Annotated in this window: 10 protein-coding genes; all 10 read left to right on the top strand. The window is 34.9% G+C overall.

Annotated features, from left to right (window positions below; genetic code table 11):
- Position 1: 1 nt before the first annotated feature.
- Genes IPM62_04700 through IPM62_04655 form a run of 10 tightly spaced genes read left to right on the top strand, consistent with a single transcriptional unit; the run spans position 2 to position 13,814 of the window.
- Positions 2 to 652: a class I SAM-dependent methyltransferase gene (locus tag IPM62_04700; protein QQS38653.1), complete on the top strand. Its 651-nt coding sequence runs from the start codon at positions 2 to 4 to the stop codon at positions 650 to 652.
- Between the two features lie 6 nt (positions 653 to 658).
- Positions 659 to 1,552, top strand: coding sequence for a glycosyltransferase family 2 protein (locus IPM62_04695; protein QQS38652.1), 894 nt, complete (start codon positions 659 to 661; stop codon positions 1,550 to 1,552).
- Positions 1,553 to 2,371 (top strand): glycosyltransferase family 2 protein, encoded by an 819-nt coding sequence (locus IPM62_04690; protein QQS38651.1) that lies wholly within the window; start codon positions 1,553 to 1,555, stop codon positions 2,369 to 2,371.
- The gene (locus IPM62_04685) at positions 2,347 to 3,840 is read left to right on the top strand and encodes a glycosyltransferase family 39 protein (GenBank protein QQS38650.1); all 1,494 of its coding nucleotides are present in this window, start codon (positions 2,347 to 2,349) and stop codon (positions 3,838 to 3,840) included. Before IPM62_04690 ends, IPM62_04685 begins: the two co-directional genes overlap by 25 nt.
- Entirely contained in the window at positions 3,824 to 5,296 is a 1,473-nt protein-coding gene (locus tag IPM62_04680) for a glycosyltransferase family 39 protein (protein ID QQS38649.1), read from the top strand. Before IPM62_04685 ends, IPM62_04680 begins: the two co-directional genes overlap by 17 nt.
- A gap of 38 nt (positions 5,297 to 5,334) precedes the next feature.
- Positions 5,335 to 7,074 carry a glycosyltransferase family 39 protein gene (locus tag IPM62_04675; GenBank protein QQS38648.1) on the top strand — a complete coding sequence of 580 codons (1,740 nt, stop codon included), beginning with the start codon at positions 5,335 to 5,337 and terminating at the stop codon, positions 7,072 to 7,074.
- Positions 7,075 to 7,127: 53 nt separating this feature from the next.
- A complete protein-coding gene (locus IPM62_04670; GenBank protein ID QQS38647.1) occupies positions 7,128 to 8,912 on the top strand; it encodes a hypothetical protein in 1,785 nt (594 codons plus the stop codon).
- Between the two features lie 12 nt (positions 8,913 to 8,924).
- Complete coding sequence (locus tag IPM62_04665) at positions 8,925 to 10,283, top strand: hypothetical protein (GenBank protein ID QQS38646.1); 1,359 nt, start codon at positions 8,925 to 8,927, stop codon at positions 10,281 to 10,283.
- Positions 10,284 to 10,293: 10 nt separating this feature from the next.
- A complete protein-coding gene (locus IPM62_04660) occupies positions 10,294 to 11,991 on the top strand; it encodes a glycosyltransferase family 39 protein (GenBank protein ID QQS38645.1) in 1,698 nt (565 codons plus the stop codon).
- A 5-nt stretch (positions 11,992 to 11,996) separates the two neighbouring features.
- Positions 11,997 to 13,814, top strand: a complete 1,818-nt coding sequence (locus tag IPM62_04655; GenBank protein ID QQS38644.1) for a glycosyltransferase family 39 protein — start codon at positions 11,997 to 11,999, stop codon at positions 13,812 to 13,814.
- The last annotated feature ends 26 nt before the right edge of the window (positions 13,815 to 13,840 follow it).

Genomic DNA, 13,840 nt, shown 5'->3' with positions numbered 1-13,840 from the left:
TATGAAACAGTCGGAATCAATGGCAGCTAAATTACACGAAAATGTACCACCCGACTGGTATTACACTTCAATTCAAATTAACAAGATGCAGAGGTATTGGCACACCAGGAGATTTCAGGAGGTAACCAGATTGGCAGAACCGGTCAAGGGGAAAGTGTTGGACATCGGATGTGCGGATGGAGTTTTTACGAAAGTAATATTAGATTCAACTAAAGCTAAAGAAATAATCGGGATTGATGTTTTGGAGAGCAGTATAACATGGGCAAAAAATCATTGGAAGAAAAACAAAAAGATGAAATTTGAGGTAGGAGATGCCCATAAACTTAAGTTTAAGTCGGGTACTTTTGATGCTGTATTTGCGATGGAAATGCTCGAACATGTATTTGAGCCGATGAAGGTTCTTAAGGAAGTTAAAAGAGTGTTGAAAAAAAATGGTTACGCGGTATTTCTAGTACCTTCCGAGAATTTTCTTTTTCGGTTACTGTGGCCGTTTTGGTGTAAAGGTCGGGGAAAAATATGGAATCATACCCACCTGCATGCATATAGGAACGAATACCTTGATGAGCTGTGCGTCAAAAATGGGTTTAAGGTTATATGTAATAAAAAATTCATATTGGGTATGCTGCACGCTGTAAAAGTTAGAAAAGTATAAAATTAGATGAAAGACCTCTTTGTGTCAATTGTTATTCCGAACTATAATGGCGAAGAGCTGTTATTGGAAAATATTCCTCATGTATTAAGCGCCTTTGGAGACAGTGGCAATCGAATAATTGAAGTGATCGTTGTCGATGATTGTTCAACCGATAAAAGCATCGAAGTGCTAAAGAATAATTTTCCAGATGTGAAACTCGTAAAACACAAAACCAATCGACGATTTTCTGCGGCGTGTAATACCGGCGCCAGAATGGCCAAGGGTGAGTTAATATGTCTTTTAAACACCGATGTTAAACCAGCAAAAAACTTCCTTCATCGGGTTATTCCACATTTCAAGGATAATTTGTTATTTGCCGTTTCCTTAAACGAGAAGGGCTATTCTTGGGCAAGCGGAAATTTCTGTAAGGGTTTTGTTGAACACGAGGGAGGTAAAAAAAGTTCACATGCACATCATACGTTTTGGGTAAATGGGGGATCGGGTGTTTTTGTCAGAGACGTGTGGATGAAACTAAAAGGTATGGACGAAGAATTATATCCACCTTTTTATTGGGAAGATATTGATTTGAGTTATCGAGCGGCTAAACGTGGATATAAACTCCTGTGGGAACCACATGCAATGGTTTTACACGAGCATGAATCAACCAATAAAGTTTTTAAAACTTCCTATAGACAAAGGATTCAAGAAAGAAATCAACTACTTTTTATATGGCGCAATATAACTAGTTCAAGAATGTTTCGAAAACACATAAAAGGACTATTAAATAGAATTGTTTTACATCCGGGGTATCTGCGAATAGTTTTTATGGCAATACTCAAGTTTGCCGGTGTGCATAGATTGCGAAAAATTGAAAAGAAAGAGTCAGTCGTATCCGATGAAAGTATTTTTGCTCGTTTTTAAATGGATCTATCAATAATAATAGTAAGTTTCAACACACGCGACCTAACACTTTCGTGTATTGAATCAATCAAAAAAACAAAGGGTTCGCTGGATCTTGAAATAATAATAGTTGACAATTATTCACATGACGGCAGTGTTCAACTTCTCGAAAAGTTGGTTGCAACTAACAAAAGTAATATTTCATTAATCGCAAATAAAACCAACGCGGGTTTTAGTAAAGCAAATAATCAAGGAATATCAAAATCACGTGGTAAATATATATTACTTCTAAATTCGGATACACTAGTAAAAAAAGACGCACTGCAGGAAATGGTTAGATTTGCCGAAACTGACAAGACAATCGGTGTGGTTGGTGCCAAGCTTCTAAACAAAGACGGCAGTGTACAAGCATCATGCATGAACCTTCCGACAATACCTCTTGCCATCAAACAATATTGGTTGGGTAGTGGAAATGAGTTGGATAAATTTGCTCCAAAATCGATGAAGCCAACAAAAGTCGATGCAGTTGTAGGAGCTGCAATGCTAATTACCCCACAAGCTCTTGAGTCTGCGGGTAAGCTAAATGAAAAATACTTTTTTTATTTCGAAGATTTGGACTATTGTCGGCTGGTCAGAAAAAAAGGATTGAAAGTCTTTTATCTACCGAAGGCGCAGATTATACATTATCATGGCGCAAGTACAAAGGATAAAAAGAACGACCCCGATGCATGGAGAAAATTAATTCCCGGGAGTAAAATATATCACGGAACACTAATTCATTATGTATTCAATTTCATCATCTGGTCGGGAACAAAGTGGAAAAACTCAAAAAACACATAAATCTGTCTAAGGTATTTTTGCTTGGTCTAATAACTTTAGCTTTTTTTTTGCGCACATTAAAACTAAGTGACAATTTATTTTTTGGATGGGAGCAGGGGAGAGACTTTTTGGCGGCAAACGACATAATACATGGAGATTTTGCTTTGATCGGTCCGACAACAAGTATCCCGGGGTATTTCCATGGAGTTATTTATTATTACATTTTAGCTTTACTTACACTTGTTGCTTCGGGTAATCCTTATGTTGTCGCGTTAATATTGGTTGTTATAAATAGTATCTCTATCCTGTTTTATTACAAAGCACTCGAGAATATATTCGGAAAAATATCAGGTGTCATATCCTCCTTATTGCTAACTGTGTCTTATATTTCAATAATCTATTCGAGGTGGTTATCAAATCCCAATTTGGTTCCCGCCTTTGCTGGATTGTTACTTTATGCACTCTCTAAATTGAAAGATAATCGATACTATCTATTATTAGTCACGTTTTCTTGGGCAATCATTTTTCATTTACAATCGATTGTTGCACTTTCAATTTTGCCGGTTGTAATTGTTGCTCTATGTCTTCAAAAGATAAAATATTCAGCAAAACTCGTCCTGACTAATATTGCATTGCTGATAACTTTGTTTTCTTCATATTTGTTGTTTGAAGTAAGGAATAATTATATTATGGCTCGATCACTACTTGTATATATAAATCAAGGAAGTGGTGGGGGAGATAGAAATAAAATCATAGATATTGTCATTAGTGAATTTGAAAAATTTACGTTTTACAACAATATTTGGTTAACGGTGGCTCTCGTTGCCTTGTGTATTATAGCGGTTATATTTTATAGAAAAGAAAAATGGTTTACTTTATTTTTCGCATTTACTATTTCATCTCCTTTATTTTTTTGGATATTCAAAGTTGATCCAAATCAACACTATTTACAGCTAACACATCTTTTCTTCTTTGCTGTGATTGGTGCGTTGTATTCGACAACGAAAGGTTGGGGCAAAGTGGTTACGACTTTTGTAATCCTTATGCTTTTTATATCTAATACTAAAACAACGATTAATAAAATATATTTGCACAATGAAAACTTTTTACACTATGCTCAATATACCTATTTAAAGAATGACTTAAAAATAGTTGATTATATATTTTCCGACTCTGCGGGGAACGATTTTAAATACAATTACTTTACCGTACCGTATTGGAAATCAGAAGCATGGGAATATTTATTTACATGGAAAGGTCAAACCGAATACGGATATCTACCTAGCGTTAACGATACCAAGATATTTTATGTGATAATTGAACCGGACGATTCCCAACCACAACTGTCGCTAAATTGGTATAAAGATTTAAACAGAAATTCCAATTTAGTCGATTATAAAGTGTTTGGTCGTTTAACCGTTGAGAAAAGAACAACAGATAAAAATACGGATAATATAAACATAGATAACTTTTATGAAAGACTTGATTAAAAAAGTTAAACGGAAAAAAAGTAGTGACATACTTTTTGTTGTGTGTATGATTGCGATAGCTTTAGTTTTCCGGTCATTTTTATTAAATAAGTATCTGTTTTTTGGGTATGAACAGGCAAGAGATTTATTTGAAGTTGAAAAAATACTCGGAGGCGACTTGAAACTGCTTGGTCCTCCAACCGATATAGCAGGTATATATCACGGTGTAATTTATTTGTATATTTTACTTCCATTTTATTTTATTTTTGACGGCGATCCGTACAAAATAGAGATGTGCTTAATTGCAATTAATAGTCTCTCTGTATTATTTTTATATTTGGCTGTAAAGAATCATTTCAATGAAAAAATCGCACGATTGTCAACAGTCTTGTATGTAGTAAATTATTCATCAATTGTGTATGCTCGTTGGCTTTCTAACACGACATTAATTCCTGCCTGCGCAATTCTACTTTATTATTTCTTGGTAAAATCTAAAACCAATTGGAAATACCTGTTTGGTGTAGTTATCTTTTGGGGATTAATACTTAACTTTCACGAGGTCGTCGGAATGTCGTTATTACCCGGAATAGTCGGCTTCATATGTGTGGAAAAAATAAAGTTACGCCTTAAGCAAGTATTGGCAATTTCTTTGAGTGTTCCTTGTGTATTTACAACATATGGCATTTATGAAATTAAAAATGATTTTCTTATGACGAAAGCGCTTCTGGGTTATTTCTCGGGCGGGGGTGTTGGATCAACAGGATTAAGTTCTTTTTATACTTTTATCGAAGAAGTAGCTGATAATATTTATACTTTATCTCCGCGTTTTAGTTTTCTGGTTATTGTCGTGACTGTTGTGGTTTTTTCTAGAAAGTATTTAATCAATAGACATGTATTAGCAACGCTTTTTCTATCTCTTTCACCTTTGGTATTTTTTTTGTGTTTCGGCATTGTTCCGCTTAGACATTTCTTTATAACTATCCCAGTATTTTTACCGGTATTAATTGCGCTGCTTGTTTGGAATATGGATAAAAACAAAATAAATCTCAAACTATTTCCTGTCTATGTGTTGGTAATAGTATGCAGTGTTTGGGTTTACAAAAATAATATATTAGCCAATAAACCAACTTTTATTTACAACGCGCAAAGGACATATTTAGGCGATTTAAAAAATGTTATTGATTGGACTTACATTAACAGCAATGGAAATTATTTTAGTTACAATTATTATTCTGTTCCCTATTGGAAAGAAGAAATGTGGGAATATATGTTTCGTTGGTATGGCAAAAATACACACGGCCGATTACCGGTACGAGAAAAAACTGACGTCTACTTTACTTTAATCGAACCGAATTTGTTTATTCCGGTACATCAAGATAATTGGTACGGTGAATATAAAAAGGATTCCGAGTTAATTGATACTTATCAGTCTGGTCAATTAGAAGTTGAGATGAGAAGAGCTAAAAAAACAATATAACACTTGATGTCTACGGCTATTTATCGAAATCAAATTGAATGAATACAAAAGTTGTTTTATTTTGGATTACCTTTTTGGGATTGATGATTAGGATGTCAGGCGCATCGATTCTTCAACGCGGGTTTGATGGCGATGAGGCAGCGTTTGGTTACTATGGATACTCGCTATCGCATAATCTGAGTGATGAATATGGAAATAAACTTCCACTGTATTTTCCGAGCATTGGAGATTATAAATATCCGGTGTATGCCTATTTTACAGCGATACCTGTATCAATACTGGGCTTAAATGAATTTTCAACGAGATTTGTATCTATCGTCTCTGGTGCTTTTCTTCCTATCGTAATTTATTTTCTGGCGTTTGCGATAACAAAAAAGAAAAATATCGGAATTGCATCGGCATTACTAGCCGCAATATCTCCTTATGGAATAATGTTTTCCAGCAAAGCATTTGAGTCTAATTTGGCGACGACCTTGGTATCACTGGGAATACTTTTTGTAATAAATTACTCAAAAAATAAACGCCCCAAAGTTCTGATTGCGGCAAGCGTTATGTTCTTTTTGGCAATGTTGACATATTCATCAACACGAGTTTTTCTAATGACATTTCTTCCCATTATGTACGTTTTTGTTTTTAGAAAGGTAGTGAAAACGAAAAAAGTAATATCGTTATTTATAATCTCAATAATTGTTTTGGGAGTTTTCTTGTCTATAGATATCAGAAGTCGTGTTCGGGCTAATGACATTATGGTGTTTGGGAAAAATCAAAGAGCTGCTGAGTTTACCAGGAACGAACTTTTACTCGAAGATTCGTGGGTTTTGACAGGGAATAAACTTTTATTGGCTGAAGTTATTCATAGTGATTTTGTCATCAAATCATTTGATGTTTTACAAAACTATTTTGAGCACCTTTCGTTTGAATATATGTTTTTAGATGGAAATCCCAATATGCCAAAATATTCCATCCCGCGTGTAGGGCAATACTATTTCTTTGAAGTGCTTACGATGTTTATGGGTATTGTTTACTTATCGACAAGTAAACAAAATTACAAAAATATTATCTATTTCTGGATATTAGTATCCTTACTTCCTTCATCTCTTACAATAGAAACCCCAAATCCGGTTAGGGCGTTAATAAGTTTACCTGCCTTTATAATTCTTTCCGGATGCGGACTTTATCACTTGTATGAAATTGCCAAAGGAAAAAATTGGGTTCGTCGAAGATTGGTATTTCTGACAATGTTTTTAGTAATATTTTCTCACTTCGCATATTTTTGGCATCAATTTAGCATTCATGATGTTTATCATAGGCCGTGGTATGAGGATGGGGGAATGAAGGAAATGGTTTCCAGTGTAAGGCAAATGTCGTCTTATGAAAATGTTGTTATCGGTGGCGATCCTTACATATTTTTCTTGTTTTACAACAAAGTACATCCAGAAGAATTTGTTCGAAAGTCGGTGATTGTGAAAGAAAATCCCGGTGTTTGGGAAAGAGTTGAACGATACGAAAATATTATCTTTAAAATGGATGTCGCATGTCCCAAAATAGGAAAGGCGCATGTATTGTACGTTTGCAGGGGAAATGAAATTCCTCAAAATGCAATATTACATCAAGTAATTACTTTCAATGATAGTGTTCCTGCATTTTTATTATTGGAATTTGTTCCCTTTTCCGAAAGAATTACACAGGATTTACCAAGTACACTACACTATATGGTGCAGACCGATCTTTCATTTAATGAAGCACTGCTACCAAGCGAGTCGGTAAGATATTGGTAATACAATTGCCAGTCTGTTTGTGTGTTGATCGTTAATATGTAAAAATAGTTACAATGAAAAATACAATCAAGGTATTGATATTAATATTATTTGTTTCTTCGATATTGAGATTATGGAACCTATCACAGGTTCCAGTTTCTTTGTTTGGAGATGAACTTGATGTCGGATACCACGCATTTAGCTTCATTGAAACGGGTAAAGATTATTCCGGAAATTATTTCCCTGCTAATTTTCAGTCTCTTGCCGAATGGCGAACACCACTTTTTATTTATTCAACAATACCGACTGTAGCACTATTTGGCATAACGCCGCTGGGAGTGCGTTTACCGGCAGCAGTATTTGGAATATTGGGGGTACTCGGTATGTATCTATTTGTACGTGAATTCATGACACACTCGATCAACAAAGATAATCCTAAAGTTATCGAAGTGACAGCATTGCTTAGTGCATTATTTTTAGGGATCTCACCTTGGCATATACAATATTCTCGTGCGGCATTTGAAGTGACAATGTTAATTATGTTTTATCTATTTGGGCTGTATTTCTTTTTTAAATCCTTTGTGAAAGTAAAATATTTTAGTGTTTCGCTTGCTCTACTGATTGCCACACCCCTTATTTACAGTACGGCGAAATTGTTTACACTAATTCTATTAATTTTACTATTTCTAATATGGAGAAAAGAAATAATTGCACTTTTTTTCTTCAACAAAGACAAAAATATTACCCATTACAAATTAAATAAAGGTGTAAAAAAATATATTGTTGCTTCTTGTGCCGTAGTTTTGATTATGGGTTCTATCACTACCTACGCAACTTTGTTTTCCGGCGGGACACAGCGTTTTGGATACATTAGTGTATTTTCGGATCCAACTAGGGAACCGGAAGTTGGTGTCAAAAGAGAGCAAGCCGCGAGATTTAGAGGAGAGATGGGAATTGGCTTGACTCCAACATTTTCCGACAAGCTGTTTTACAATAAATACACCTTTTGGGGACAAAGAATTCTGAAAAACTATTTTGAATCATTTTCAGGTGAATTTCTATTTATTAAAGGAGATTTCAATTTGAGGCATTCAATAGAAGGAATAGGTCAATTTTACAAAGTTGAAGCTATTGCACTTATTTTAGGACTTATATATTTTTTTGGTAACAAGAAAGAAAGAAAGAATAAACTGCTTATCGCTTTGTGGTTAGTATTGGGGGTAATTCCATCTGCGATAACCAGAGAAGGTGGTAGACACGCAACTCGGTTGATAGTAATTCTACCTCCGATGATATTTCTTATCTCCTATGGACTGGTTTACTTTGTCACTACCTTAAATAGAAATACAAAAATAGTATTCACTTCGTTTTACGCCACACTCCTAACTATTAATTTCATATTTTATCAACAAAACTATTGGACGCAGAATCCTTGGTACAGCGAGAGATGGTGGCATGCAGGATATAAAGAAGCGATTCAATCGGTTAAAGAATTGGAAAGTAATTACAATGAAGTGCTTATTACGATGGCTAGTGAACCCGCGTGGACATTTTTTGCCGCATATATGAACTACGATCCGGTGAGATGGCAAAATGTTAAACCGGATTCAAATTGGATTGATGACCCGAGGTATGGAAGGATAACAATGATTGACAAGTACTATTTTACATCACCCCAAGGACAACTTTATGACTGGGGAAAAAATTTGGAAAAAGGAGTACTGGTGTTATCTAGCGAAAAAGAAGTGGGTATAAATCTGATAAAAGAACCCGACAGAACTCCCGGAGATTTGACTTTAATTAAATCGATTACTTACCCGTCCGGGTTGCCTGCTTTTTATCTTTTTGAAAAAAAATAATTATTAACATACATGAAAAAAATTAACTTTAAACTTATCGGAAATATATTTATCAGTAAGTATGTTTATATACTTCTTGGATTGTTACTATTTAGACTTGTCCTTGCTTTTATATACTGGCATGGAGATCTCAATAATCATGTTGATTGGGGAATACGATTTTATCAATATGGCCCACAACAATTTTACGCTCCGGATTCAAATGTGTGGAATTTTACTTGGCCCAACCAACCACCCGGAACAATATATATTTTTGCTTTGATTCGCAAAATTTATGAAATGGTTTTTAATTTATTGTGGATAATAAATATAAATATTTCGTTGTTTCCGTCAATTATCGTTTCATATTCAGAAACAAATTTGTATCCGGCTTTGCTTAAATTGCCGTCAATTCTTGCAGACTTTGGAATTGCTTACTTTATATCTAAAATAATTCTACTTATTGGCAAGAATGAAAAAATAGCAAAATTATCTTCGTTAATATTTCTTTTAAATCCAGTTATATGGTATAACTCAGCCGTCTGGGGACAAACGGATGCGATTGTAAACTTTCTTGCAATTGCATCGTTTTATTTTTTGATGAGAAAAAAACTGACCACTTCAGCCCTTCTTTATGCTATTTGTTTATATATAAAATTATCTTTGGCAATTTATATACCGATTTATGTCATCGTAGCATTACATGGCAAATACAAAATTAAACATTATTTAATTACTGCTTTAATATGTTTTGTAGCGATTTTTATGTTAACTTATCCGTTTGCAAAGCTAGATTCATTTACCTGGCTATATAGTATTTATGTTGATAAAGTACTAAGTCATCAGTTGCATGTAATCACTGCGAACGCATTTAATTTATGGGCTTTCTTAACCGGGATACACGAACGTCCGAATTCAGATATCTTCTTTATCTATTCATATGAAATGTGGGGCAATGCATTATTTCTCTTATCTTATATAGTAGTAAGTATTTCTTTGGTGAAAGACACCTCCCATAAATCGCTTGTCATGGCACTATTGGTTGTTTCTTTTTCGGGTTTCATGCTTTTGACAAATATGCATGAACGATATATATATCCCGTTTTTGTACCGCTTACAATTATTGCCGGAATCAACAGAAAATATATAAAAACGCTGGTTATTATGTCTATTATTAACTTATTTAATCTTTATAATTTTTGGTGGTATCCAAAAATAGATGTTATTGTCGAGATCATGTCGGGAAATGATCGTTTAGCGCCAAGGTTATTGAGTCTATTTTCATTGTCAGTGTATTTTCTTATTATGTGGTGGTATCTACAGGACAATAAACCTTATTTTGATAAATTAAAGACGTCTTTTCTTCGACAATTGGGGACACGGAAAGTATAATTAATACACAATGAAGCGTTATCTTCTTTTTGCAATTTTTCTTGCCGGGTTAATTCTTAGAGTTATTAATTTATCATCACTTCCCGCAGGATTTACGCCTGATGAAGCCAGTTTCGGTTATGATGCATATTCGCTTTTGCATACGGGAAAAGACCAATGGGGACATACTTTACCAATTGTGTTTGAAAGCTTTGGTGATTTCAAACTACCACTTTATGGATACTTACTTATTCCCTTTGTTGCACTATTTGGACTTAGCGAATGGGTTGTGCGCTTACCGAATGCTTTAATTGGTTCAAGTACGGTGATCGTCACATACTATTTTGTTTATGAATTATTTAAAGTCAAAATTAAACACGCCCAACTAATTGCAATAATTGCCACACTTTTGATTGCGGTATCACCTTGGCATATTATGATGAGTAGGGGTGGTTTTGAAGCAAATCTAACAACCTTCCTTATTCCCTGTGCATTATACTTATTTTTACTTGGACTTAAAAATAGCCGTTCCAATCATAGAAAAATTCTTCTTTCGGGGTTAATTTTGGGGATTAATATGTTTTCGTATCATTCGGCGCGACTCGTAACCCCAATTTTGGTTGCGTTACTTTTTACACTTTATTCAAAAAGACTTGTTAGATATGACAGAAAATACATAATCGGATTTGTTGCCATATTTGGTTTTTTTGCGACTCTTACGATATATAGTTTCATGCTTGGTGCGGGGAGACGTGTGTCGGATGTAAGTGTTTATAGTGGATCTCAAGAATTTGCTGCAGGACCGAGACTGGATGCGATAAATGGTGGTATGGATCCGGTAATTGCAAAAATAATTCACAACAGATTTATCGTTACTACTAATAGATTCTTTGAAAACTATAAACAATACTATTCACTCAAATTTCTCGTAGACCACGGACCTGCCGAAGCGACGTATGGAATGATACCGGGCCGTGGAGTAATCTATCCATTTGAATTGATACTACTTTTTGCATTTCTTGTCGGCGTGGTTAAGTATAGACACCTGAAGGAGATGTGGTTAATTGTTTTTTGGTTAGTGTGTGCTCCGATTCCTGCAGCGCTGTCTACAGGTGTCGGTTTTGCTGGTAACAGATCGGTGATAATGCTTCCTGCCTTACAAATTGCCATGGCAATTGGTGCTTATTGGATACTCACACTTATTAGAATTGATAATGTGTCGGTGCCCCAAAGACGACTTCTCGTAATTACATTGGCAGCACTTATTGGTTTTAACTTAATTGAGTTTTCTTATCAGTATTTTGGCAAGTCGGCTTACGTCACCGCGCCATCTATGCTTTATGGAAGAAAGGACATGGTTAAGTATTTAAATAATATAAAAGGATATCAGTTTATAATTGTGAGTCGTACACTTTCCGAACCCCATATTTATTTTGCCTTTTACAACGAATATGACCCTAAGATGGTTCAAGGTGAAGCAAAAAATTGGGGTAGATATCGCGATCTAAATTTAAAATTTCTCGACCAACTTGGAAGTTATTCATTGGGAAATATCAAGTTTGAAAATATTGATTTCGAAAAACGAAAATATTTAGGTAAGACATTACTGGTGGGAAAGAAAGAAGAATTTCCATTAAATACCGTACCTGAGTATGAAGTTGCTTATCCCAGTGGCGAGACGGCGATTTATTTTGTTAATCCCAGTTCGACGGAATTTGCTTTAAAATGAAATCTATGAGAAAAACTATAAAATATTTACTGCGAAATTGTGGTCGGGGTGTTTTATCGTGTCCTGTAATTCACAAAGTAAGAAACACAAAAAACATGACACTTCTTTCTATTGTGGTTTTTTCCATTCTTGTACGGTTTGTAGCTATTGACAATACACCCCCATCGCTAAATTGGGATGAGGTGAGCCATGGTTATAATGCATATTCACTTCTTTCTTCGGGATATGACGAATGGGGTAAGAAGATGCCAACAATATTTCGTGCTTATGGAGATTATAAATTGCCGGTGTATATTTATGTTACAGCATTATCGGAAAAACTATTTGGTGTAAATACACTAGCAGTGAGATTACCCTCAATGCTTGCCGGTGTCGGGTTGGTAATTGTTTCTTATTTCTTGACACATACGCTTTTCCAAAACGAAATAGCGTCAAAAGAAAGATTAAAAAATCTCTCTTTACTTACAGCGTTTCTTGTTGCTATTGAACCCTGGACACTATTTCTTTCCCGTGCAGCTTTTGAGGCTAATCTTGCGCTCTTTTTCATTACGTTTGCGACCTACTTGCTAATATCGGCAGAGAAAAAATATATGAATTTAGTTTGGTCGGCAGTATTTTTTGGATTAGCCGTTTGGACCTACAATTCAGCAAGGATATTTGTTCCCTTGTTTGTCGTAATTTTAGTTTTAGGTTATAGGTTGGAAATTGCAGGGATTTATCTTAGAAATGTACATTTGGTAAAATTCTCGTTTATCATTCTCTTTTTCTTTACAGCTTCCATGTTTGCTCAATTGGTTAATCCTGCTGGACAAGCTAGATACAGTAAAGTGGAAATAGTTGACGAGGGTGCAATTGCACAAATTGATGAATTACGAAATTCATCACCTTATAGTCCGTTTATAGCACGGGCTTTACATAATAAGGGAACATTTTTTATTAAAAAGGCAGCAAGCAATTGGACATCTCATTTTAAGGGTGATTATTTGTTTACCGACGGCGGTAGTCAATATCAGTTTAGCGTTCCCAAACACGGGTTACTCTATATTATTAACGCAATATTTCTTGTAATCGGAGTCTTTGCTTTGTTGAGACTAAAAAACAGAGTAGGAAATATTATTCTTTTTTGGTTTTTTGTCGGACCTATTGCGTCGAGTATTACTCGGGAAGCACCACATGTTTTACGTTCCTCGACAATGCTTCCTTCACCAATGATTATAACTGCATTTGGTTATTTAACGTTTATGAATTTCGTTAACAAGGGAAAACGTATAACTTTAAAAAATATGGCATGGATAATAACACCAATTTATATTTTCTTGATAATCTTATCCGCCGAGAACTATTTGCATGGATACTTTACTTCATATAGAAGTAACTATTCATGGAGTTGGCAATACGGGTATCAACAAGTAGTTCAATACACTAAACAGTACTATTACGATTACGACAAAATAATAGTGACTAAAAAATACGGTGAACCTCACGAATTTTTTCTTTTCTACGGAGGGGTTGGGGGTGGGGCGCCATGGCGATGGAAACCCGAGTCGTATCGGAATGATCCGAATCTCATTCGTTTTGAGCAAACGGAATGGTTTTGGGTAGATGCATTTGATAAGTTTTATTTTGTCAATGATTGGCAAATAAAAAGTGGCGATAGAGAAGAAAACCACTTTGTGCTTGAAAGTGGTGGGGATATTAATTGCAATGAAATAAAATGTTTGTTAATCACCTCACCCGGAAATATGCCTAGTGGATGGAAAAAATACGAAACTGTATACTTTTTGAATAATGAACCCGCCTTTGAAATATATGCTAATCAATAGCTTGTCAATTAGAATTATATATCGCA

It is taken from the genome of Candidatus Woesebacteria bacterium, from assembly GCA_016700095.1.
Classification (GTDB): Bacteria; Patescibacteriota; Microgenomatia; order UBA8517; family UBA8517.
This window is presented reverse-complemented; position numbering and strand designations above follow the sequence as displayed.

Bases quoted from the DNA above. Each gene is read 5' to 3' on its own strand.
- IPM62_04700 (QQS38653.1), top strand. From the start codon at position 2: ATGAAACAGTCGGAATCAATGGCAGCTAAATTACACGAAAATGTACCA.
- IPM62_04695 (QQS38652.1), top strand. From the start codon at position 659: ATGAAAGACCTCTTTGTGTCAATTGTTATTCCGAACTATAATGGCGAA.
- IPM62_04690 (QQS38651.1), top strand. From the start codon at position 1,553: ATGGATCTATCAATAATAATAGTAAGTTTCAACACACGCGACCTAACA.
- IPM62_04680 (QQS38649.1), top strand. From the start codon at position 3,824: ATGAAAGACTTGATTAAAAAAGTTAAACGGAAAAAAAGTAGTGACATA.
- IPM62_04675 (QQS38648.1), top strand. From the start codon at position 5,335: ATGAATACAAAAGTTGTTTTATTTTGGATTACCTTTTTGGGATTGATG.
- IPM62_04670 (QQS38647.1), top strand. From the start codon at position 7,128: ATGAAAAATACAATCAAGGTATTGATATTAATATTATTTGTTTCTTCG.
- IPM62_04665 (QQS38646.1), top strand. From the start codon at position 8,925: ATGAAAAAAATTAACTTTAAACTTATCGGAAATATATTTATCAGTAAG.
- IPM62_04660 (QQS38645.1), top strand. From the start codon at position 10,294: ATGAAGCGTTATCTTCTTTTTGCAATTTTTCTTGCCGGGTTAATTCTT.
- IPM62_04655 (QQS38644.1), top strand. From the start codon at position 11,997: ATGAGAAAAACTATAAAATATTTACTGCGAAATTGTGGTCGGGGTGTT.